At 70.3% G+C, this 23,471-nt stretch carries 16 protein-coding genes; 2 read left to right on the top strand and 14 right to left on the bottom strand.

Annotation, left to right across the window (positions count from 1 at the left end):
* The 9 genes from AC069I_RS27360 to AC069I_RS27320 are packed head-to-tail and all read right to left on the bottom strand — an operon-like array spanning position 1 to position 8,748.
* The gene (locus tag AC069I_RS27360; RefSeq protein WP_478224694.1) at positions 1-1,101 is read right to left on the bottom strand and encodes an MCE family protein; all 1,101 of its coding nucleotides are present in this window, start codon (positions 1,099-1,101) and stop codon (positions 1-3) included.
* Positions 1,101-2,081, bottom strand: a complete 981-nt coding sequence (locus AC069I_RS27355; RefSeq protein WP_478224695.1) for an MCE family protein — start codon at positions 2,079-2,081, stop codon at positions 1,101-1,103. The genes AC069I_RS27360 and AC069I_RS27355 overlap by 1 nt, the downstream gene beginning before the upstream one ends.
* On the bottom strand, positions 2,078-3,082 hold the full coding sequence (locus tag AC069I_RS27350; RefSeq protein WP_478224696.1) for an MCE family protein: 1,005 nt from the start codon (positions 3,080-3,082) through the stop codon (positions 2,078-2,080). Before AC069I_RS27350 ends, AC069I_RS27355 begins: the two co-directional genes overlap by 4 nt.
* Entirely contained in the window at positions 3,082-4,092 is a 1,011-nt protein-coding gene (locus AC069I_RS27345; RefSeq protein WP_478224697.1) for an MCE family protein, read from the bottom strand. Before AC069I_RS27345 ends, AC069I_RS27350 begins: the two co-directional genes overlap by 1 nt.
* Positions 4,089-5,102: an MCE family protein gene (locus AC069I_RS27340; protein WP_478224698.1), complete on the bottom strand. Its 1,014-nt coding sequence runs from the start codon at positions 5,100-5,102 to the stop codon at positions 4,089-4,091. Before AC069I_RS27340 ends, AC069I_RS27345 begins: the two co-directional genes overlap by 4 nt.
* Complete coding sequence (locus AC069I_RS27335; protein WP_478232026.1) at positions 5,099-6,322, bottom strand: MCE family protein; 1,224 nt, start codon at positions 6,320-6,322, stop codon at positions 5,099-5,101. Before AC069I_RS27335 ends, AC069I_RS27340 begins: the two co-directional genes overlap by 4 nt.
* Positions 6,319-7,158, bottom strand: a complete 840-nt coding sequence (locus AC069I_RS27330; RefSeq protein ID WP_034315131.1) for an MlaE family ABC transporter permease — start codon at positions 7,156-7,158, stop codon at positions 6,319-6,321. Before AC069I_RS27330 ends, AC069I_RS27335 begins: the two co-directional genes overlap by 4 nt.
* Before the next feature lie 4 nt (positions 7,159-7,162).
* Positions 7,163-7,966 carry an MlaE family ABC transporter permease gene (locus AC069I_RS27325; RefSeq protein ID WP_125796979.1) on the bottom strand — a complete coding sequence of 268 codons (804 nt, stop codon included), beginning with the start codon at positions 7,964-7,966 and terminating at the stop codon, positions 7,163-7,165.
* Positions 7,967-7,968: 2 nt separating this feature from the next.
* On the bottom strand, positions 7,969-8,748 hold the full coding sequence (locus AC069I_RS27320) for a hypothetical protein (protein WP_478266669.1): 780 nt from the start codon (positions 8,746-8,748) through the stop codon (positions 7,969-7,971).
* 237 nt (positions 8,749-8,985) lie between these two features.
* On the opposite strand from AC069I_RS27320, the gene AC069I_RS27315 reads away from it, so the two are divergent.
* Both AC069I_RS27315 and AC069I_RS27310 read left to right on the top strand, forming a co-directional pair.
* The gene (locus AC069I_RS27315) at positions 8,986-9,930 is read left to right on the top strand and encodes an ATP-binding cassette domain-containing protein (RefSeq protein ID WP_478224701.1); all 945 of its coding nucleotides are present in this window, start codon (positions 8,986-8,988) and stop codon (positions 9,928-9,930) included.
* Entirely contained in the window at positions 9,927-10,781 is an 855-nt protein-coding gene (locus AC069I_RS27310; protein WP_340685560.1) for an ABC transporter permease, read from the top strand. Before AC069I_RS27315 ends, AC069I_RS27310 begins: the two co-directional genes overlap by 4 nt.
* Before the next feature lie 127 nt (positions 10,782-10,908).
* Here AC069I_RS27310 and AC069I_RS27305 read toward each other — a convergent pair whose 3' ends face one another.
* The 5 genes from AC069I_RS27305 to AC069I_RS27285 are packed head-to-tail and all read right to left on the bottom strand — an operon-like array spanning position 10,909 to position 23,469.
* A complete protein-coding gene (locus AC069I_RS27305) occupies positions 10,909-12,039 on the bottom strand; it encodes a glycosyltransferase (protein ID WP_478266668.1) in 1,131 nt (376 codons plus the stop codon).
* Positions 12,036-12,821 carry an alpha/beta fold hydrolase gene (locus AC069I_RS27300; RefSeq protein WP_478224703.1) on the bottom strand — a complete coding sequence of 262 codons (786 nt, stop codon included), beginning with the start codon at positions 12,819-12,821 and terminating at the stop codon, positions 12,036-12,038. The genes AC069I_RS27305 and AC069I_RS27300 overlap by 4 nt, the downstream gene beginning before the upstream one ends.
* Before the next feature lie 4 nt (positions 12,822-12,825).
* On the bottom strand, positions 12,826-13,125 hold the full coding sequence (locus AC069I_RS27295) for a phosphopantetheine-binding protein (RefSeq protein ID WP_478224704.1): 300 nt from the start codon (positions 13,123-13,125) through the stop codon (positions 12,826-12,828).
* Positions 13,126-13,141: 16 nt separating this feature from the next.
* Positions 13,142-17,164 (bottom strand): beta-ketoacyl synthase N-terminal-like domain-containing protein, encoded by a 4,023-nt coding sequence (locus tag AC069I_RS27290; RefSeq protein WP_478266667.1) that lies wholly within the window; start codon positions 17,162-17,164, stop codon positions 13,142-13,144.
* Positions 17,158-23,469 carry an SDR family NAD(P)-dependent oxidoreductase gene (locus AC069I_RS27285; protein ID WP_478266666.1) on the bottom strand — a complete coding sequence of 2,104 codons (6,312 nt, stop codon included), beginning with the start codon at positions 23,467-23,469 and terminating at the stop codon, positions 17,158-17,160. Before AC069I_RS27285 ends, AC069I_RS27290 begins: the two co-directional genes overlap by 7 nt.
* Positions 23,470-23,471 lie beyond the last annotated feature (2 nt).

Below are 23,471 nucleotides of genomic sequence, written 5' to 3'. Positions count from 1 at the left end.
TCACCTTCCCGGCACGTTCTGCGAGCCGCGCACGTTCGTGGGGTTGCCCTTGGGCAGGGCACAGCGCGCCGCGGTGTTCAACGGACGCGGCGAAGTGTCGAGTCCGTCGCGGTAGGCGGTCCCGTAACCGGTGACGCACGGCGGCGGATCGAAGAACGTCAGCGAGAGACCGACGTGCGCGCCGTCGGGTCCCATGATCGCGTGCCCCGCGGCGACCGCTTTCGGCGCGGTGACCAGCAGTTGTTCGAGGCCGTCCTGGCGCGTTTCCAGCACGTCCGCGGTGGTCAGCAGGTTGGCCAGCAGGATGCCGAGGCTGGGGCCGGTCTCCCGCAGAAGCGTGCTGACCTCGTTCGCGGCCGCGGGGACGGCCGGGATCAGCCGCCGCAGATCGCCGTCGGAGCTCTTCAAGGTCGCGGCGAGCAGTTTCGCGTTGGCACCGAACGAGCGGATCGCGTCCGCCTGCGAGACCTGGGTGTCGAGCACGGTCTGCGCGTCGGTCACGAGCCGGGTCAGCGGGCCGACATGCGCGCTCGCCTCCTGCACGAACTCGATCCCCCGCCCGACGAGCTGGTCCAGCGCCGGGCCGGCGTCGGACGTCGCGTTGTACAGCTCGTCGACCACGGTCCGCAGGGCGGGCTTCGGCACCGAATTGGCGAAAGAGTCCACACTGGACAGGACGATGTCCACCGGCAGCGGGATCTTCGTGTCCGCCTCGGCGATCACCGAACCGTCGCGCAGCATGGCGCCGTCGCCGCGGCGCGGCCGCAGATCGACGTACTGCTCGCCGACGGCGGATCGGTTGGCGACGACGGCTTCGGTGTCCGCGGGCACTTCCGGGCCGCCTGGCTCGATTTCGAGATCGACCTCCATCCCGGAGGCCGTCAGCCGCAGTTCACCGACCCGGCCGATCGGCACGCCCCGGTAGGTGACTTCGGCGTTGGTGAAGATGCCGCCACCGGTGGCGAGCCGCACTTTGACGGTGTACCCGCGATCGAGCACCAGTTTGTCCAGGCCCGCGTACGTCGCGCCCACGTACGCGACGCCGAGGACCGCGATGGTCACGAAGACCACCAGCTGGACGCGGACGAACTTGGTCAGCATCAGCGGCCACCACTGTTCTTGAAGGTCAGGAACGTGTTCAGGTAGTCACCGCGGATGGCTTCGAGCGCGGCGTCGGGAAATGGGAAGGTGAAGATCATCTCCATCGCCTTCGGCAGTTTGTCCCCGGAGTCGGCCAGCTTCCGCAGCAACGGTTCGAGCGCCTTGAGGTCGGCGACGAGGTCGTCCTTGCTGCGGTTCACCGTATCGACCGCGACCGAGGTCAGCCCGTCCAGCGATTTGAGCATCCCGACCAGCGCCTGACGCTGCTGGTTCAGCACCTCGATGCCGGGGGTGAGCCCGTTCAGCGTCGCCTTGATCTCCTCGGTGTTCGCGTTCAGCGTCGCCGCGAGCTTGTTGACGCTCTCGATGGCGCGAGTGATCTCGGCCTTGTGTTCGTCGAGGCCGCGTACGAACGTGTCCAAATTGGACAGCAGGCTGCGTGCCGCGCTTTCCTTGCCGCCGAGCGCGTCGTTGAGTTCACGGGTGATGTTCTGCACCTGCGCGACGCCACCACCGTTGAGCAGCAGGGAAAGCGCACCGAATACCTCCTCGATCTCCGGGGTCAGCGAAGAACTGGCCAGCGGGATCACCGCGCCGTCGACCAGCCGCCCGCTCGGGGTCCCCTCGGGAGGCGGCGCGAGCTCGACGAACTTCTCGCCGAGGATGCTCGCCTGCCGCAGCCGTGCGACGGAGTTGGCAGGCAGGTTCACGTCCCCGTTGATGAGCAGGCCGACCACCGCGCTTCGGCCGTCCGGCGCCAGCTCGACGGTCCGCACCTGACCGACCGGGACGTCGTTGACCTTCACCCCGGACTGGGGCACGAGGTCCAGCACGTTCGTGAAGCTCGCCGTGACGTGGATCGGGCGCTCGCCCAGCGCGGCCCCGCCCGGCAGCGGGATGTCGTAGACGTCGACACCGCCGCTGCAGCCGGTGGCGGCCAGCACGAGGACCAGGACGGCAGATAGTGTCCTGCTTTTCATTTCGCCCCCGAGAATTCGGTGAGGTTCCCTCGGCCGTCCAGCGTTCCCGCGCCCTGGTTGTACGCGCCGAGCACGTTCGCCAGCGCGTTCGGCGCGGCGTCGAGTGCTTCGCTCAGCGACGCCTTCTGCTGACTGAGCAGCTTGGTGATCTCGGCGAGTTTGTCCACATCGGACTTGACCTTGCCCCGGTTGTCCTTGATGAAGCCCTGCACCACGCTGAGCGCTTCGGTCAGTTCGGTCATCGCGCCGGAGAACTGGTCCCGCTGATCGGCAAGGATCTTGCTGAGCGAGGAGATCTGCTGGATCGCCTGTTTCACCTTGTCGTCGTTCGAAGCGAGCATCGCGGTGAACTTGCTGATGTTGTCGACCGAGTTGAACAGGTCGTCCTTGGAATCGCTCGCGGTCCTGGCGAACTCGCCGAGGTTCTTGATCGCTTCGCCGAGCTTGCCGCCGTTGCCGTCGAGGTACTCCGCGGCCTTGGTCAGGACGTCGCTGACCGCGCCGTCCCGGTTGGCGCCCTTCGGCCCCAGCGCGGTCATCAGCTGGTTGAGGCTGCCCAGGAGTTCATCGACCTCGACCGGGGTGACGGTGCGCTCGGGCGGGATCCGCCCGTCGTCGGCCAGTTCCGGCCCGCCGACGTACACCGGGGTGAGCTGGACGTACCGGTCGGCGACCAGGCTCGGCGTGATCACGACGGCGCCGACGTCGGCGGGCAGCTTGACATCGGGCCGGACCGTCATGGTCACCTCGACGTTCGTGCCGCGCGGTTCGACTTTGGTCACCGAACCGATCGGGACACCGAGCACCCGCACCTCGGTGTTCGGGTACACCCCGACGGTCGCGGTGAAGAACCCGGTCAGGACACGGTCGGCCTGCCTGGTCAGCAGCGGCCAGGCCGCCGTCACGAGGAGCCCGGCGACGACGGCGAGCGCGAGCCTCCGTACCCAGGCCCGCCGCCGGGCCTGCGCCCCGAGATCCGACAACGTGAAGTGGCGCCCCATCAGCGTCCCCCCTTCCTCGAAGGCATGCAGCTGCCCGGTGTGCCGCCGGTCGGGACGAGTCCGCAGATGTAGGTGTCGATCCAGCGGCCGTTGCCGACCGCGTTGCCGAGCAGGCGGTAGAAGGGCCCGGCCAGCCGCAGGCTCTCGTTGAGCTTGTCCTGGTTCCGCAGCAGCACGGTGGCGACCCGATCGAGCTGGTCGAGCGCCGGGCCGAGCGTCTTCTGGTTGTCCGCCACCAGTCCCTTGAGCTGGATCGACAGGTTCTTCACCCCGCTGAACAGCTTCGCGATGGCGTCCTTGCGCGCGTTCAGCTCCGTGAGGAGAGTGTTCCCGTCGCGGATCAACGCCTCGATCTGCTGCGAGCGGTCCCCGAGCGTCTTCGACACCTTGTTCGTGTTCTCGAACAGCTTCACCAGCTCCTGGTCGCGAGATGCGAGCGTCTTGGACAGCGCGGTGATGCCGTCGAACGCGGTCCGGACCTCCTGCGGGGTGGAGGCGCCGAGCGTTTCCGACAGGGTCCCGAACGCCTTCGCCAGCTGGTCGGTGTCGATCGCTCCCACCGTGTTCGCGAGGTCGTTGAACACCGTGGTGACGTCGTACGGGGAACTCGTGCGCTGCACCGGGATCGGCTCGTCCGGATCGAGTTCCGCGTTGCCGACCGGGTCGAGGACCAGGTTCTTCTGCCCCAGCAGGGTCTTGATCTTGATCGCGGCGGTGGTGCGGTTGCCGATCCAGGTGTCCCTGACCCGGAACAGGACCTTGACCCGGCCACCGTCCAGCAGGACGTCGGAGACCTCGCCGACCTTGACCCCGGCCACGCGGACCTCGTCGTTGCGTTTGAGACCGGCGGCTTCGGTGAATTCGGCCGCGTACGTGGTTCCGCCGCCGACCAGCGGGAGATCGTCGGAGAAGAAGGTGGCCGAGCCCGCCACCGCCATCAGCAGCGCCGTGACGGCGCCGACGACGATCGGGTTGCGGCTGCGGAACGGTTTGATCCTCGGCGCTTTCACCGGCACCGTCCCTGGGTCAGCGGGATCCCGACCGGCGGGCCGCCCGGGGCGGGCGGTGCGTCCGATTTCACCGAGCACAGGTAGAAGTTGAACCACGAGCCGTACGAGACCATCGAGCCCATGCGGTCCAGCTTCTTCGGGAGGTTCGCCAGGAACTGCTCGAACACCGGGGTGTTGTCGGCGAGATTCTTCGAGAGGTCGCCGAGGGTGTTGATGCTGTCCTTCAACGGCGCGCGGCCGTCCTGGAGCAGATCCGCGGTGGCGGTGGTGAGCTCGCCGAGCCCGCCGATCGCCTGCCCGATGGGTTTCGCGTCGCCGGCGAGCCCGGAGACCAGCTGCGCGGTGACGTCGACGAGTTTGTCGAACTGGTCGCCCTGGGAGTTGAGCGTGTCGAGCACCGTGTTGAGGTTCCCGACCACCTGGCCGATCACCTCGTCCTTGCCCGCCAGGGTGTTCGTGAGGGACGCGGTGTGTTCGAGCAGGCTGTCGACGGTGCTCCCCTCGCCCTGCAGCACCTGGACGATCTCGAACGACAGCTGGTTGACGTCACTCGGCGAAAGTGCCTGGAACAGCGGCTTGAATCCGTTGAACAACGCCGTCAGATCCAGCGCGGGATGCGTCCGCTCCGGCGGGATCAACGCGCCGTCGTCGAGCACCGCCGGCCCGTCCGGGCCGGGATCGATCGAGAGATATCGCTGGCCGACGAGGTTGCGGTACCTGATGGTGACCGTGGCCCCGGCGGTGAGGCGGCGTTTGTTCTCGACCGAGAACCGCACGTCCGCCAGCCGACGCTCGACCACCCCGACCGAATCCACCTGGCCGATGCGGACACCGGACATCCGGACCTCGTCACCGGGGTTGACCGACGTGGCGTCGGTGAACCTCGCGGTGTAGCCGACCGTCGTGCCGACCCCGGAGTTGGCGATGGTGATGGCCAGGATCCCGGTCGCCACCACGGTGATCACGAAGAAGACCAGGCCTTTGATCGCCGGCCCCGCGATACCCCTCATCGGACGGTCACCTCCGTACCACGCAAGGCCGGGCCCACGAGCACGCTGCTCCAGTCCGGGACCTCGGCCGGCTTCATCCCGAGCGACGGCGCCAGCATCTCGGCGACCAGCCCCCGCTCCCCCTTCGAATTGGCCGGGCCGAGGTCCCCATCGGCGGCGAACGCCACCGCCGCCGAAGTCCCGCCGCCGCCGTAGCAGCGCGGCCCGCCCTTCTGGTCGAACCGCGGATCGTCCCGGCCCGGCACGTATTTGTCGCGCGGATCGTGGACGGACAACGTCACGTGCAGTCCCGGCTCCCCGGTTCCCTTGCCCAAAGCCTTCTCCATCACCGGCTTGAGGCGGTTCACCGCGTCGAACAGGCAAGGGAACTCGGGCGAATATCGGGAAAGCAGCTCGAGTGTCGGCCTGCTCTTCACGCTGACGCCGATGATGTTGTCCTTGTTCTGCACCAGGAACTTGTTCAGGTCGCCGCTCGCGGTGGTGACGCTGGCGTACAGCTTGTCGAGGTCCGCCCGAGTGTCCACAATGGTCTTCGCGGTGGTGGAGAGATCCGAGAGCGCCTTGAGGATGTCCGGCGCGGCACCGGTGTACAGATCCGCCACGTCGGCGAGACCGCTGATGTCGGCCTTGAACTGCGGCATCAGCGGGTTCACCTGGTTAAGGAGGTCGTTGAGCTGGACGATGCTGTCCCCCAAGGACTTCCCACGGTTGTCGAGCGCGAGCGAGATCGCGCCCAGCGAACTGTTCAGTTTCTGCGGCTGCACCGCACGCAGCAGCGGCAGCAGATCGCCGAGGACGCGTTCCAGCTCGATCGCGTTGGAAGACCGGTCCTGGCCGATGACGTCGCCGTCGCGCAGCGAACCTCCCGCGGGCCGCTCCGGGAGCACGAGGTTGACGTAACGCTCGCCGAACACCGTCTTCGGCAGCAACCGCGCCGAGACGTTGCGCGGCAGCTGATCGATCTTCGCCGGATCGAGGGCGAGATCGATCTCCGCGCCTTCCGCGGTGCCCCGCACCGCCCTGACCTCGCCGAACGGGACGCCGCGGACCTTGACCTCGGCGGGCGGGGCCAGCTGGTTGCCGACCCTGTCGGTTTTGAGCGTGACCAGTTCCGCGCGGTCGAAGTCCTTGTTGAAGATGGCGACGGCGAGCCAGCCGAGCAGCACCAGGATGACGAGGAAGACCACCCCCGCCGCCTGCGTCCGGGCGCGCGCGCTCATCCGGACACCTTCACGGTCGTGGTGGCGCCCCAGATCGCCAGGCTGAGGAACAGATCCAGCACGCTGATCAGCACGATCGACGTCCGCACGGCGCGACCGACCGCGACCCCGACGCCCGCAGGGCCGCCGGCGGCGCGATAGCCGTAGAAGCAGTGCGTGAGGATGACGCCGACGCTGAAGACGAGGACCTTGGCGAACGACCACAGCACGTCTTCAGGCGGCAGGAACAGGGAGAAGTAGTGGTCGTAGGTTCCGCCGGACTGTCCGAAGAAGACGACCGTGGTCACCCGCGAGCCGAGATAGGAGATCAACAGGCCGATCACGTACAGCGGGATGATCGCGATGAATCCGGCCACGATCCGGGTGGTGACGAGGTAGGGCATGCTGCGCACGGCCATCACTTCGAGTGCGTCGATCTCTTCGGAGATCCGCATGGCGCCCAGTTGTGCGGTGAACCCGGCGCCGACGGTCGCGGACAACGCGAGCCCCGCCGACAGCGGAGCGATCTCGCGGGTGTTGAAGTACGCGGTGAGGAAGCCGGTCATCGCGGAGATGTTGATCTGGTTCAGCGCGCTGAAACCCTGCAGCCCCACCGTGATCCCGGTGAACACGCACAGACCGACCATCACTCCGACGGTCCCGCCGATCACCGCGAGGGCCCCGCTGCCGAAGGTCACTTCGGCGAGCAGGCGTACCACTTCCCGGAAGTAGCGGGTGACCGCCATCGGGATCGCCGCGAGCGCGCGGATGTAGAACAGCAACTGGTCGCCCAGCTCGAAAAGACTGTTGCCGGGGCGTTTGAACGCCTCGCGGGCCCGTTCGGGGACGCTGGTCACGGGATCAGGTTCCCTTCGCCGGGACGAGCTGCAGGTACAGCGCGGTCAGGATCGTGTTGACGAAGAACAGGAGCAGGAACGTGATCACCACCGACTGGTTGACGACGTCGCCCACGCCTTTGGGGCCGCCCTTGGGGTTCAGGCCCCGGTAGGCGGCGACGACGCCGGCGAGGAAACCGAAGATGAACGCCTTGATCGAGCTGACCACGAGGTCGGGCAGCTGGGCGAGCGCGTTGAAACTCGCGAGGTACGCGCCCGGCGTCCCGCCCTGCACGATGACGTTGAAGAAGTAGCCGCCGAGCACGCCGACGACGCTGACCAAACCGTTCAGCAGCACCGAAACGCCGATGGCCGCCTGCACACGGGGCACGATCAGCCGGTGGATCGGCGAGACGCCGAGCACCTCCATCGCGTCGATCTCCTCGCGGATGGAGCGGGCGCCCAGATCCGCGCAGATCGCCGAACCGCCCGCTCCCGCGATGATCAGCGTGGTCACGATCGGGCTGGCCTGCTGCACCACCGCGAGGACGCTCGCGGCGCCGTTGAACTGCTGTGCGCCGATCTGGCTCGTGAGCGAACCCAGTTGCAGCGAGATGACCGCGCCGAACGGGATCGACACGAGGATCGCGGGGGTGATCGACACACTCGCGATGAACCAGAACTGCTGGATGAACTCGCGGACCTGCACTGGGCGGCGGAACATCGCGAGGACGACGTCGATCCCCATGGCGCACATGCGGCCGAACTCGCGCAGGCCCGCGGCGGCCTTCTCCGGCGCGCGGGCGAGCAGGGCGACTGGATTGGCCATCGTCAGGCTCCACATCCGTTGGGGGGCGGGCCATCGCCGACGCATCGCAGCCTGAGGTTGGTGACCAGGGTGTTTCCAGGACCGGACACCAGCCCGGTCAGCAACGGGCTCAGATCCTCACGCACCCCGCATCCGGTGAACCCCGGTGTCGTGAAGGTGCTCGTGACCTTCACCGGCGGGGCGGGGACCGCGAGCGGCACCAGGGCCTTGATGTTCACCGCGACCGATTGCGCGGTCCGGCAGTTCGGTCCGACGTCGAGGACCTTGCCGTCCACTTTGACGTTCGAGAGTTTGATGAACACCTTGTTCGTGACATCGGTATGCGCGCAGATGTTGGTGCCGACCTCCTTGCAGTCGCCTGTGGCGCCGGTGTCCACGTCGACCACACCGGTCGCGTCGCCGTCCGGGATGAGCGCGACATCGCCGGTGGCGGGCATGAACCGGAAGGACACGAAATAACTCGAAGTCGGCGGGATGGCGAGCTTGCCGGTGATCGGCGAGGTGTCGCTGAAACCGAGGATCTTGCCGTCGAACCGGCCCTGCGGGAAGGTGATGTCCGAACCGAGTTTCGCGACGCGGCTGGTCGTGGGCTGTTGGTCGTCGCCGACGTAGAAACCGAACGTCAATCCGGCTTGCGCGACGGCGGGTTCCTGCGCGAAGGCTTCCGGTGTCTGCTGTGTCCTGGCGGGATCTGCGGAGGCGGAAGCCAAGGAAAGCGCCCCCAGCCCCAGCACCGCCGGGAGCAGGAAGGCGCGCAGAACGCGCCCGGTCAGCACTGACATACGGGCTTCCTCATTTCGACTTGTCCGGCCGAACGGCCAACTGGTGCTGCACGCTACTGACGGAATGCCAGAGGGACAAGTAATTCGGGAATGGAGGGTCCGCGACAGGAAAAGATTGTAATGGGCGTAACTGTTTTGCGTCGGGTCTCGTGAGTGGTAATGACGGTTCTAACCGTCCTTGCCACTCACGAGCCCAAAAGCTTGCGGCCGCACCGAAACCCCGGCTACGTTCGGCGAATGGAGCAGGCTGCCATCGAGGTGACCGGCCTCGCCAAGCACTACGGTGAAGTGACGGCCCTCGCCGGCGTCAGTCTCCGGGTCGGCCGTGGCACCGTGCTCGCGGTGCTCGGCCACAACGGCGCGGGCAAGACGACGTTGATCGACATCCTCAGCACGCGCGTCAAACCGGACGGCGGCAGCGCCAAGGTCTGCGGTTTCGACGTCGTGCGCGCCGGGCATCACGTCCGGCGGCGGATCGGGGTCACCGGCCAGTTCGCGGCGGTCGACGACGCGCTCTCCGGGCGCGGCAATCTCGAACTCGTCGCCCGGCTGCTGGGCGCCAACCGGCATCAGGCCAGGGCTCGCGCGGCCGAACTGCTCGCCATGTTCGGCCTCGACGACGCGGCCGACCGGCCCGCGCGGACGTACTCCGGCGGCATGCGGCGGCGGCTCGACCTCGCCGCCGGGCTCGTCGGCTCCCCCGACGTCCTCTTCCTCGACGAACCGACGACCGGCCTCGACCCGCTCAGCCGCGCGGGGCTCTGGGACGGCGTCGAACGGCTCGCCGCGCGCGGCACCACCGTCGTGCTCACCACGCAGTACCTCGAGGAGGCGGACAGGCTGGCGGATCACGTCATCGTGCTGGGGCTGGGGCACGTCACCGTTGCCGGGCGGCCGTCGGAGCTGAAGGCCAGGCTCGGGGAACGGACCGCGACCCTGACCTTCGGCACCGACCTCGCCGCCCGCCGGGCACTGGCCGCGGTGCACCGGCTCGGCATGAGCTGCACGACGTCGGCCTCCGGGCTGGTGCTCGGTGTCGCGTTGTCCGGGCCCGCCGACATCACGGTGCTGGTGCGCGCGCTCGACGCGGCGGGGGCGCCGATGAAGGACCTTACCGTCGCCGAGCCGACGCTCGACGACGTCTACCTTTCGCTGCACCGGAATCCGGCGGTCACGTCATGACCGAGGCACGGCATCGCGCGCCGTCCCCGCCGGTGCTGGGTGACCCGTCGACCTGGCCGCCGAGCACCTTCGCCACCCAGGTCCGGGTGCTCGCCGCACGTTCGCTGAAGACGGCGTTCGGCGACCGGCGGCTCGTGTTCTTCGGGCTGCTGCAACCGATCGTGCTCCTCCTGCTGTTCAGCCAGGTCTTCAACGGGGTCAGCACGCTGCCCGGTGTCGCGGCTTACCAGGGCTACGTGAACTTCCTCGTCCCGGCGACGCTGGTGAACATCGCGATGACGACGGCGATGAGTTCGGGGGCGGGCCTGCTCGCGGAGATCTACAGTGGATTCACCGGACGTCTCCGCTGCATGCCCATCAGCCTTTCGGCCGTCCTGGTGGCGCGCACCATCTCGGATTCCGCCCGGCTCGGCGTGCAACTGCTGGTGACCGCGCTCGCCAGCGTGGTCCTGCTGGGGTTCCGGCCGACCGGCGGCGTCTTCGGCATCACCGCCGCCCTTGTGCTCACGCTCGTCGTCGGCTGGTGCCTGAGCTGGATCTTCGTCGCCATCACGACCTGGTTGCGCAAGGCCGAAACGCTGCAGATGGCGTCCTTTGTGGTCATGTTCCCGCTGATGTTCTCCTCCAGCGCGTACATGCCGCTCGAGACTATGCCGACGTGGCTGCGAGTGGTCTCGGCGCTCAACCCGCTGACCTACGCGATCGATGCGACCCGGGCACTCGCGCTCGGACGCCCTTCGGGCTGGTCGATCCCCATTTCGCTGGCGATCGCCGCCGTGGCGGCCGCGGGCGGCGGTTGGATCGCGGCGAGGACGTTCCGGTCGCCGCGAGGCGTCACCCCGATCGCCTGAACCCCGCACTCGCGTGCTTGAAGCCGGATCTCGCGTGCTTGGAGACGGAACTCGCGTGCTTGAAGGCGTAACTCGCGAGATCCGGCGCCAAGCACGCGAGATCCGGCGCCAAGCACGCGAGTCCCGCTCAGCGCGGCAAGGCTTCCAGGTGGTCCGCGGCCGCCACGACTCCCCCGGCCGCCGCGAACGAGGCCTGCACCCGCGCGGCCGCGGCGGCGTAGGCGGGCTCGGTGAGCACCTCGGTGACCGTGTCGCGGATGTCGGGTGCCTTCACGCGGTCGAAGCGCAGCCGCAACCCGGCGCCGGCGGCCTCGACCTGCTGCGCCAGCATCGACTGATCGTCCCGGATCGGCGCGATCACCAGCGGCAGCCCCGAAGCGAGAGTCTCGCTGACGGTGTTGTGTCCGCCGTGGCAGATCACCGCCGCCGCCTTCCGCACCACGTCCGCCTGCGGGATCCGCTTGACCACCAGCACTTCGTCGCTGAGCAGCTCGCCGGTGGGGTCGACGACGAGACCTTGGACTTCCGGCATCCCGGCGAGGGCGTCGACGCATTCGGACAGGAAGCGGCGGCCGAGAGCGGCGTTGGCGGTGCCGAGGGTGGCCAGGACGAGCGGACGTCCGTCGAGCCGGTCCCACGAGAAGCCCACCGGGGGCGCGGGGGCCAGCGCCGGGCCGACGAACCGGACCGCGCCCACGTCGGCGATCGGGCCGGTCAGGGACACGGTGGTGAAAGCCAGGATGAGATCCGGCGAGAAACGCAGGTCCCCGCAGGACACTTCGTGCCGCCCTCGCAGGCCTTCCTGCAGGCCCTCGACCCAGGCGACGATCTTCGGCATGGCGCCCAGCGGGTCCCCGAGTTCGGTGGACGTCGACGCGGACGTCACCCACGGCAGGGCGTGACGGCTCGCCACGAGAGCACCGGCGAACGCCTGCTGGTCGGCGAGCACGACGTCGGGCCGGAACGCGGCCACCGCCTTCTCGACCCCGGGCACCATCGCGTCCGCCAGCGGAACCAGGTACTGCTCCCAAAGGTATTTCAGCGCCGCGAACCCGCGCAGGCCCTCGGGGCGGCGCTCGACGGCGAACTCCAGCGCGTCGGCGGCCGCGTACACCCGGCCCGCCCGGGTCAGCTCGGACGTCGTGGGTTCCGGACCGCACCAGGCGACGTCGTGACCACGGTCCACCAGCTCGGCGGCCACCGCGCGCAACGGCGCCACGTGCCCGGTGAGCGGCGGGACGACCAGCAGGAATCTCATCCGCGTGGCCTCCCGTGCCGCGAGATCCAGTTCAGCAGCAGCTCCCGGACTTCCCGGTGCTGCTCGACGAGCACCGAATGGCCCTGCCCCTCGAACACGTGCAGTTCGCCACGGGGCAACAGGGACGTCAACGCGGTGAGGTCGTCGGCCTGATAACCGTGACTGCCCAAAATGGACAGTACCGGGCAGCCGATCCCCGCCACCTGGTCGAGAGTCAGCAGCGGACCGAGCGGGACCTCCTCGGCCATGGACGTGGACATGATCCGCTCGGCCGCCATCCGCGCCAGCCGCCGGTGATGCGCGCTGTAGTTGGCCTCGATCCAGTCGAAGCTTTCCTCGACCTTCAAGAAACGCACGGTGTGTTCGAGGATCTGCGCCATCTTGCCCGCCCACAGTTCGGTGGCGGGCTCCGACTCGATGCACACGATGCTGCGCACCCGTTCCGGTTTCGCCACGGCGTAGCTGTAGGCGAGGGTGCCGCCGAAACTGTTGCCCACCAGGTGAACCGGCCGGTCGAGGTCGAGCTGATCGAGCAGGTCGTCGAGGTCGGCGACGAAGTCCGCGATCGTGTACCCGCGCTCCGGGCGTTCTGTCTTGCCGTGCCCGCGCAGGTCGTAGCTGATCACGTCCACCCCGGCGGCGGCGACCGGCGGCGCGAGCGTGAGGTAGAAGCTCGCGAGGCTGTCGGTGCCCATTCCGTGCAGGAACACCACGGTCTCCGAACCCCCGCCGGGCACGAGCTGCACGTTGGTGCGCAGCCCGTTGACGGTCATCGTCGGCACCGCCTCACCCCCGTTCGCCGAGGCGGGCGGCCACGTAGTCGGCGATGTCGCAGACGCGGAGTTCGATCACGTCGTCGAGGTCCTTCTCCGCCAGGAACTCCGCGAGGTTGACGTCCGCGCCGAAGAACTCGGCGAGGATGCTCGCGAAGGTCACCAGGTCGATGCTCTCCAGCTGCAGATCCTCGTGGAAGGTGGTCTTCGGGGTGATCTCGATGCCGAGGACGTCGGTGTCCCCGACCAGTTCTCGCAGCAACTCCGCCACGGTGCCGAAGACCGACGTCGGGCTCTGCTGTTCGATCGTCATGCTCTGCTCCCTGTTCTTACCCGCGGTTCCAGGCCACCACATGCCCGGGGATTCCGGCGAATTCCGCCCCGATACCGATTTCCTCGGCCAGCCCGGCCAGCTCACCTTCCGCCCGGATCGCGATCCTGGGCGGCGTCGCGGCCGGTTCGCGGACGAGGGCGACCGCGACCTCTCCCGTGGTCGCGACGGCCACCTCCAGCGGTGGCACCGTCCGGCCGTGGAGCCCGGTCACCCTGGTCCCGTCGGCGCTCACGCGGAGTTCCGCCGGGTACACGCCGCCCAGGCCGAGTTTCGCGCGGACCGCGTCCTTGATCGCGATCCGTTCCAGCAGCCAGCCGCGCTGCCGCCGGGGCGCGCAGGCGGCGAACTCGGCACGTTCCTCCGTGCCCAGGTAGATGCCGGCGTAGATGTCCCGCGCCGCCGGGCTCGGCCACCGGTCGGTGACCAGCGTCCAGCCGCCGTGGTGGTCCTCGGAAAGCCGGTTCCGGTCCGGGAAGGCGTAGACCCGGTGGGCAGGCCGGTCGCACGGGAACCGGATGTCCCGCCACTGCTCGATCCTGGCCAGCACGGCGCCGTCCAGCACGAGTTCCGCGTCCATCTCCAGCACGTCCGGCCGCGGCAGCCGGACCCGCACCACGCACCGCAGCCGGGTGCCCGGCGCCGGTTCCGGCGCGTACCAGGTGATCCGGCCCATCGACGTCGGGAACGCCAGCAGCGCGTCCGCCTTCGTGGCCATCAGCCAGCAGCCCAGCAACTGGCCGACGTTGTCCAGCAGCGCGCCGGGCGCCGTCGGCACGACGAGGTCGCCGCGGATATGCCGTTCGCCGAGGCCGATGAGCCTGTCGAGCCCTTGGTACGCGGGGCCGTGGAACATCTCGCGGCGGGTGTAGATCTCGGCGGCGCTCAGCGGCGGCGCGGTTTCCGGTCCCGGCGGCGGGGACGGCCGGGGGGCCGTCGGATACCGTTGTTCGAGATGGACGTCCATACTGGCGTGGGGTCCTATTTGGACACTGATCCGATCATCCTCGCGGGTCATCGAAAGCGGCACGCGTACGGCGGGGGCGGCGATCAGCCACCGGGAGAACGCCGCGTTGCTCACCCCGGTCGCGACCGTACCCGGCCAGGCCCGTTCCGCTTCCCGGCAGGCCAGGTCGACCAGCGTCGTCGCCGGCACGGTGGGACGGAAGTCTGCTTCGTCGGGCCAGCCCTCGCGCTGACGGAAGAACCGATGGTCCACCAGGTACGGCATCGTCGTCAGCGACACGTCCACAGCGGACTCGAAGGTGCGCCGCGCCGCGGCGTTGGCGACACTCGCGGCGGCCTCCCTGGTCTCGGCGAGCAGCGCGGTGAACTCCGCGACGATCGCGTCCGGCACGCCGTGGACCAGCTCGGGAACCGCGCCGTCGAACATGCCTTTGAAGTCACCCTCGACCGAGAGCAGCGTGCCCGCCGTGTCGATCCGGGTGCGACGCGGCTCCAGCGCCTCGAACGCCGGGCGTCCGCCCTCCACCCAGACCGCGGTGGCGACCCTGCGCAACTGCGCGAGGCCCGGCCTCGTACCGGACGACGCCGGGATGACCAGATGCGGCCGCGAGCCCAGCGTGTCCGACACGAACGAGCCGAGCTGACCGGCGCCCGCCTGCACGAAGACCCGCGCGCCGTCGGCGTAGAGCGCGTCGACGAGTTCCCGGAACCGGACCTTGCGCACCAGGTGTGCCAGGTAAAGCTCGCGGACCTCCACCGGGTCCGCGGGATACGGCCGCGCCGTGGTCGCCGACCAGACCGGGATCCGCGGCGGTTTCAGGTCCAGTTCCGCGGCGAGCCGGGTGAACGGGCCGAGCCGGGACCGCATCAGCGGCGTGTGGAATCCCGACCGGAACGGCAGTGTCCTGGCGACGATGCCATGCTGCGTGCACAGCTTGGCTAGCCGGGCGGCGGCGGCCGGGTCACCGCAGACGATCGTCTGCCGTGGCGCGTTCTCGTGCGAGATCATCAGCTCCGGTTCGGCCGCGAGCAGCGCCTCGGCACGCTCCGCGGAGCAGCCCAGCACGAGGAACTCGGCGTCCGGCAGGGTGAACCCCTGCGGCCAGTACCGGTTCAGCATGTCCTCTGTGGACTGTCCCGGGTACATGCCCGCCGCCTGCATCGCGGTCCATTCGCCGACGCTGTGCCCGGCGAGCAGATCGGGCTTGATGGCGAGCCGCCTCAGCGCGGCGTCGAGCAGCAACCCGACCTGGGACACGCTCGTAGCCCGCGAAAGCACACTCGCCGTCGACCACTCCGGACGGTCCGATCCGAAGTGCCTGGCGACGTCGTCGCACCGTGGTTCCGCGTCCGCCTCCAGCCCTGGGTAGACGAAAGCGGTCTTCGCCCCGGCCTGGTCCAGCAGGGGCGCGGTCGTGCACCAGATGTCGTTGGGGCCGTGCCAGGACCCGCCCTCGGCCGTGACCTTGGCGAGCACCCTCCGCGCGACTTCGAGCCGCTTCTCGTCGGGCCGGACGATCCCGATCCGGCACGGGCCGTGCCCACCGGATTCCGGCTCCGGGCGGGCGAGCAGGGCGCGCAGTTCCCCGGGAGTGTGCGCCGCGAGCAGCAGGACGCGCTCGGGTTCCCCGGTCACCTTGGCCCGGCGCGGCCGCACGGGCGCCGGGTCGGCCTCCTCCAGCACCACGTGCGCGTTGACGCCGCCGAAACCGAAGGCGTTGACCGCCGCCCGGCGCGGGACGTCCCCCGAACGCCAGCGCTCGGCGGTGGTCAAGGTACGGAATCGCGTTTTGTCCAGAAGGGGGCTCGGATCGGCGCAGTTCAGGGTCGGCGGCAGGATCGCGTGGTGCAGGGCGAGCGCCGCCTTGACCAGCCCGGCGGCCCCGGCGGTCGGCATGGTGTGGCCGATCATCGCCTTCACCGCGCCGATCGCGGCGCGAGGTCCGTCCGGCGGGCCGAACACCTCGGCGAGGGTGGCCAGTTCGGCCGCGTCCCCGGCCGGTGTCGCGGTTCCGTGCGCCTCCAACAGGCCGAGCGCGCCGGGCGCGGTGGGATCGAGGCCCGCCGACGCCCACGCGCGGCGCAGCGCCAGCGTCTGACCGGCGACGGCCGGGCTGAGCAGGCTCGCGCCCTTCCCGTCGCTCGACGTCCCCGAACCACGCAGCACCGCGTAGACCCGGTCGCCGTCGCGGCGCGCGTCGTAAAACCGCTTCAGCACGACGATCGCGGTGCCTTCGCCGATCAGCAGCCCGTCCGCGTCCCGCGAGAACGGGCTGATCCGCTGGCTCGGCGAGAGGGCGCCGAGCTGGGTGAACATCGACCAGAGCGTGTCGTCGTGGCAGTGGTGCACGCCGCCGGCCAGCACGACGTCGCAGCGGCGCCGGGCGAGTTCGCCGATCGCCTGGTCCACGGCGAGCAGCGACGACGCGCAGGCCGCGTCCACCGTGTACGCGGGGCCGCCGAGGTCCAGGCGGTTGGCGACCCGCGACGCGGCGAGGTTCGGCACCAGCCCGATCGCGGTGTCCGGCCGGAACTCGCCGAGCGGTTCCAGCAGAGCGTCCCGGAGCCGGTCCAGCATCTCCGGACGCGCCGACGGCAGCAGCTCCCGGACGGCGCCGGTGATCTGGCGGACCGACCGGACCCGCTGGTCGAACCGCTGGAGCCCGGGCGAGAGGTAGCCGCCCCTGCCGAGGATCACGCCCACGCGTTCGAGGTCTCCGAGCCGTCGCAGGCCACCGGCGTCGTCGACCGCGGAAGCGGCCACGGCCAGCGCGACGAGCTGGTCCGGCTCCATCCCGGCGACGCTGCTGGGGGCGATGCCGAGCGCCGTCGCGTCGAAGTCCAGGCTGTCGGCGACGAACCCGCCGCGCCTTCCGTAGGTGCGATCCGGGGTGCGGCCGTCTCCGTCGTGGAAACTCGGATCCCAGCGGTGCGGCGGGATCTCGGTGATCGCGTCGGTGCCCGACTCGATGTTCCGCCAATATTCGTCCACAGTGGACGCGCCGGGCAGGAACACGCCCATCCCGACGATCGCGACCGGCTCCTGGTTCACCACAGCGACGCCGTGTACAGCACCGAGCGGACGTCGGCCGGACCGTAGGCCAGCTCACGCAGGAGCGCGGCGGTACCCTCGTCCGGGTCGATCAACGCCACCTCGCGGCGCTCGTACTCGCGCGCCAGCTCGGGCGAGACCATGCCCGCGTGATCGTCCGAGGGCGCCCACGGTCCCCAGTGGACGGTCAGCGCCCGGCAGCCGGTACGTTCCGCCCACTGCTCGCCGAGAGTTTCGAGCGCGTCGTTCGCCGCCGCGTAGTCGGTCTGCCCCCGGTTTCCCAGTACCGCGGCGATACTGCCGAAGAAGGTCACGAACCCGGGCCGCACACCGAAATGCTCCAGCGCGTCGAGCAACGCCCGCGCACCGTCCACTTTGGTCCCGTAGACCGTGCGGAACGAGTGCTCGTCCTTGTCGGCCATCAGCTTGTCGTCGATCACGCCGGCCGCGTGGACGACGCCGTCGATCCGCCCGTAGCGGGTGTGCAGATCCTTGACCACCTGCCGGACGGCGGCGGCGTCGCGTACGTCGAGCGACCGGTAGGCGGCGATACCGCCCGCCGCCCGGATCTGGTCGAGCGTCCGCGCGATCTCGCGCTGGGCCAGGACGGTGCGCACCCGGCGTTCGATGTCCGCGAGCGAGCCGCCACGCGCGGCCAAGGCCGAGCGCATCCCCGGCGCGTCATCGGGAAGGTCCTCGTCGCCGGGTTCGGCGGGCCACGGTGTGCGGCCCGCCAGTTCGATCCGGCATCCGCTCGCCGCCAGCGCGACCGCCGCCCGCGCGGTGATCCCGCGGGCGCCGCCGACCAGCAACAGCACCGAATCCGCGTCGAGGCCGAGCGCCTTGACCTCGCCCCCGCCGGGACCGGCGCCCGCATACGCGATCGAACCGAGCGAGCCCGCGGAAGGCTCGAACGCCGCGCGTCCCGCGGTGTCGTAGCGAACGGCCACCGGACCGTCGGCGATCGCCTCTTCCAGCACGATCCGCCCGAGGTCCACTGTGGACTCCACCTCGACCAGTCTGGTCGGCTCGCTCCGCTCCCGCGCCGCCGCGCGAACGAGACCACGCAGCCCGGCGGTGTGCGCGGCACCTGGCCTCGCCACCACGACCACCGCGCCCTTGGCGCTCTTGAGCAGGCCGAACACCTGCGCCGCGACGGGTTCCTCGGCGTCCGACAACGGATTCAGCACGACGACGACGTCGGCCTCGTCCCGCTCCCCCGGCAGGGCACCCGCGTCGGCGAACACCGCGCGGACCGATTCGGCCAGTTCCTCCTGGCCGGGCTCGGCGCTCACCGCGATCGATCTGCCGGTCACCTTGGCGAGGTCGGGCGTGCCGAGCGGCGCGGACACGCGGTCGAGCAGGTACCGGCCGGGAGCGGTTCCGACGGGTGTCTCGGCGGGAACCGGTGTCGCGACGACCGGTGCCGCCGGTTCGAGCCACTTCCGCAGCCGTGCGGCCAGCGCGCTCGCCGTCCGATCACGGCTGAGCTGATCTTGGGCGTCGTCGTGCACCCGGCCGGTGAGACCCAGCTTCGCGAGCAACGAGCCCGCGATCTCGGTGCGTTTGATCGAGTCGATGGAGAGATCCGCTTCCAGGTCGAGATCGGCGTCGATCATCTCGGCCGGATAGCCGGTGCGTTCGCTGATCGCGCCGATCACGGTGGCCAGGACGTCCGTGACCGCGGCCTCCGCGACCGGTTCCGGCTCGGCGACCGGCGTGTGCACGACGGCCGGGGCCTCGACCGGCGGGAGCAACGCCGGCACGACCGGAGCCCGCACCGGAGCGGGGGCGAGCGGCGCGGTGCCGAGGTACCCCAGCATCACGTCCCGTTGCGCCGCCAGCAGCTCGCGGCTGGTGCGGAGGAATTCGACGACGGCCTGGTCACGTCCGGGCGCGGGCTGGTTCATGGTCGTCCTCGGGATTCGTCGGGCGGGCACGAGCCCATGGGCGGGGACCTCGCCGCCTGGCGCGCGGACGGTCTGGCCGTCCACGGTCCAAACGGGCTTGGGAAGCGGACCGACACGGACACGGCCGCGGAAGAGCCGTTCGATGCGCACATCGACACCGGTGAGAGCCAGTCGCGCGAGCGCGGTGAGGAACCCGCGCAGCCCCGGCCCGCCGGGGTCGCACGCGATCACGGTATGCGGCCGGTCGCCGAGGATGTCCTTGGCCAGCCGGGAAAGCACCTGCCCGGGGCCCGCCTCCACGAATGTGCGCGCGCCTGCCGCGTACATGTCCTCGATCAGTTCGACGAACCGCACCGGCGAGCCGATCTGTGCCGCGAGCTCGGCGCGGACCGCCCCGGCTTCGTACGGCCGGGCGGTGCGGTTCGACCACACCGGCGGACCCGGCTCGCCGATCTCGGCATTGTCGAGATCGACGGCGAACACGTCGCTCGCCCCGGCCACCAGCGGGCTGTGGAAGGCGCAGGCGACCGGGATCCGCTTCGCGCCGATCCCCTGGGCGCGCAGTTCGCGGACCGACTCCTCGATGGCGGCCGTCGGTCCGGAAAGGACGGTCTGCCCCGGCGCGTTGTGGTTGGCCAGTACGACGTCCGGGTGGTCGAGTGCGGTGGCCAGTTCCTCGCTGGATGCCTTCACCGCGGCCATCGCGCCCGGGTCCGCGCCCGCGACTTCGGCGATCGAACGGGCCCTGGCCCGGCTGAGCGCCACCAAGGTCGGCGTGTCGAAGGCGCCCGCGACCGACAGCGCGGTCAGTTCGCCGTAGCTGTGCCCCGCCAGCAGATCCGGCCGGACGCCGAGGTCGGCGAGCAGCCGGCAGACGGCCGACTCGACGAGCCCGAGCGCGGGCTGTGCGATACGCGTGTCCTTGAGCGCTTCGTCCTGCGCGGCGCGGGCGTCTTCGGTGAACGCGCGCGGCGGGAAAGCCGTCGCGGCGACGTCGGGAGCGAGCCTCAGGACGTCGGCCAGTTCGGGGAAGTGCACGAACAGGTCCGCCAGCATTCCCGTCCGCTGGCTGCCTTGGCCGGGGAACAGGAAGGCGACCGCACCGGGTTCGGTGCTCTCCGCGGCAAGACCTCCACCGTTCTCGGCGGCCTCACGCAGTTCCGCGACGTCACTCGCGACGACCGCGAGCCGCACCGGCCCCGATCCGCCCCGCTCGGCGGCGAGGGCGGCGATCTCCCGGAGCGGACGGCCTTCGTTGGCCGCCAGCAGATCACGCAGGGTGGCGCGGGCGGCGTCCACGTCGGTGCCGCGGAGCAGGACCAGCTCGGCGTCCCAGTCACGCGGGCCGTGCCGCCGCCCCGGCGGCACTCCGGGGGCGGCGAGCACCGCGTGGAAATTGGTCCCACCGAACCCGAACGCGCTCACTCCGGCGAACTCGCGTCCGCGCGGAACCGGCGTCGGCCGGGCGCCGGTGGAGAAGGTGAAGGGACTGCTCTCGGCGTCCCAGGCGGGGTTCGGCCTGCTCAGGTGCAATGTGGGCGGCACGACCTCGTGCCACAGCGCCAGCGCCGCCTTCATCAGGCCCGCCAGTCCCGCGGCGCATTTCGTGTGCCCGATCTGGCTCTTCACCGAACCCAGCGCGCACGTGCCCGGTTCGGCACCCGCGGCGAGGAAGAACTCGGTGAGCGTGGTCAGTTCGGTGGCGTCGCCGACGACCGTGCCCGTACCGTGCGCCTCGACCAGCGAGACGTCCGCCGGGGACACACCGGCGTCACTGTAGGCGCGGGCGAGGGCTCGCCGCTGTCCCTCGGGACGCGGCGCGGTGAGGCCGAGCGCCTTGCCGTCACTGGCGGCGCCGACGCCCTTGACCACGGCGTAGACACGGTCGCCGTCGCGTTCGGCGTCGGACCGCCGCTTGAGCACGAGGCACGCGACGCCCTCGCCGAGGGCGATCCCGTCCGCCGCCGCGTCGAACGGACGGCACCGGCCGGTCGGCGACAGGGCACCCGCCGAGGTGAACATGAGGTAGTCGTTGACGCCGTTGTGCAGATCGACCGCTCCGCACAGGACCATCGAACTCGTCCCCGCCCGCAGCTCCTTCACCGCGAGGTCCAGCGCGGCCAGCGAAGAGCCACACGCGGCGTCCACGGTGTAATTGGCGCCGCCGAGGTCGAGCCGGTTGGCGATCCGGCCGGAGATGACGTTGGCGAGGGTGCCGGGGAACGAGTCTTCGGTCAGTTCCGGCAGCTGGGCGAGGAGTTCCTCCGGGACGTCTTCGAGGTAGCTGGGGAGCAGCGCGCGCAGGACTCCTGCGTTCGCCAGGTCTCCCCCGGCTTCGGCGCCGAAGATGACGCTGGTGCGCTCGCGGTCGAAGCCGCCTTCACCGTAGCCGGCGTCTTCGAGGGCGCGGCGCGCGGTTCGCAGGGACACGAGCTGGGCCGGGTCGATGCTGCCCATCGACTTGGGCGGGATGCCGTAGGCGAGCGGGTCGAAGTCCACCGGAGGCAGGAAACCGCCCCATTTCGACGTCGACTGGTCCGCGTAGACATCGGTGTCCCAGCGGTGAACCGGCACCTCGGTGACGGCGTCCGCACCGTGCAGGACGTTGGACCAGAAGGCCGGGAGGTCGGGTGCCCCCGGGAACACACAGGCCATCCCGACGATCGCGATGTCACCGTCCACAACGGACTCCTCGGCGGGAACGCGGGCGGCGAGCAGTTTCGCCGCGCCTTCGGTGACTTCCCGGTGCAGGGCGGCGATGTCGGTACACCGCTCGCGCAGGACCGTCACCTGCCCAGCCATGTACATGCCCTCGGCGAGCTGGCAGAGGGTGTCGACCTCGACGAGCGCGTCGCCTTCCCGCCGGATGCCCTTGCTCGCGATCCGCAGCCGTCCGGTGTTCAGCTCCTCCAGCCGCTGCCAGACCTCCTGCGGCGGGACGCCGTCCGCGCGGAGCCCGGCCTTCAGCGCGGCGAACTCGTCGGTGTACGGACTGGGCAGGCAGCGGGTCAGGTGTCCGGGCGCGGTCTCCAGGGTGACCGTGGACCCGGCGTCGAGCACGCGGTCCTGGAAGGTCCCGGTGATGGCGCCATGAGTCACGGCTTCTCCGGTGAACAGGTACGCGGTGCCCATCAGGATGCCGATGCCCGTGAGCGGCTCCGCCATCGCCGACACCATCGCGGCGGACCGGGCGTCGTGGATCCCACCCGCGAACAGGACCTCGACGTCGTCGGCGCCGTGTTCGCGCAGGACGTCCAGCTGCTGCTCCCACAGCACGAAGCTCGACCGCGGGCCGATATGCCCGCCGCACTCGGCGCCCTCGAAGACGAACCGGCGGATCCCGGCGTCGAGGAACTGCCGCAGGAGGATCGGCGATGGCACGTGCAGGAAGGTCGCGATGCCGTCGGCCTCCAGTGTCTTGGCCTGCGCGGGTTTCCCGCCCGCGATCAGCACGCATCGTGGGCGCGCCGCGCGGATCGCCGCGAGCTGTTCGGCGCGCAGGGCCTCCGGAACGAACCCGAGGATGCCCGCTCCCCACGGTCGTTCACCGAGGGCGCCGGCGGTCCGGCCGAGCAGTTCGGCGGTCTTGGCGCCGTTCGCGGTGGCGACCGCGACGAACGGGAAGCCGTCGTTCGCGGCGACGGCGGCGGCGAACCCGGGCTGGTCGCTCACCCGCGTCATCGGGCCCTGCACGACCGGCAGGCGGGTCCCCAACGTGCGGCACAGCCGTTCGCCTTGGTCCGCGGGGATCACCGCCGGCGCCGCGAGCGAGCGCACGACCGAGCGGACAGCGCTTTCCGCGTCCTCGAAGCGATTCGCGAACAGCGCGGTGAGCCCGTCGTCGGCCCTGGCCAGTTCGGTGCGCTCCGCGGCGGGCACGTCGGCCTCCGGGAACAGGCCGAGCCCGTCGAGCACCACGCCCGCGGCGCCGCCGGCGATCGCGGCCACCGCCGTCCTCGGCCCGATGCCCCCGTACGCCCACACCGGGACACCGTCGCCGAACCGCGCCAGCAACCGCTGCAGCAGGACGAACGTGGTGAGATCCGAGCCGCCCGCTTCGGCTCCCCTCGCCACCAGACCGGAGGCGCCGGTGTCGAGTATCCGGACGGCCTGCTCGACACCGGTCACCTCGGCCAGCACGGGGAGGTCGGCCCTGCCCTGCCAGACCGCCCCCTCGGCCAGCAGCACGAGCCCCGCGCCGCTTTCCCGCACCTCTTCGTCCCGCACGTGACGTCCCGCGGGGATCCGGACGCCGAACGGAAAGCCACAGTCCATTGTGGACCCGATATCCACGATCCCGAGACCGCCACCCCTGGCGACGGCGGCCGCCAGTCCGGGATCGGGACGTCCGAGCGGGTTGACGCCGAGTACCCGCGTGCGCGCCGTCGCATGACTCACCG

The organism is Amycolatopsis sp. NPDC043885 (assembly GCF_056435685.1).
This window is presented reverse-complemented; position numbering and strand designations above follow the sequence as displayed.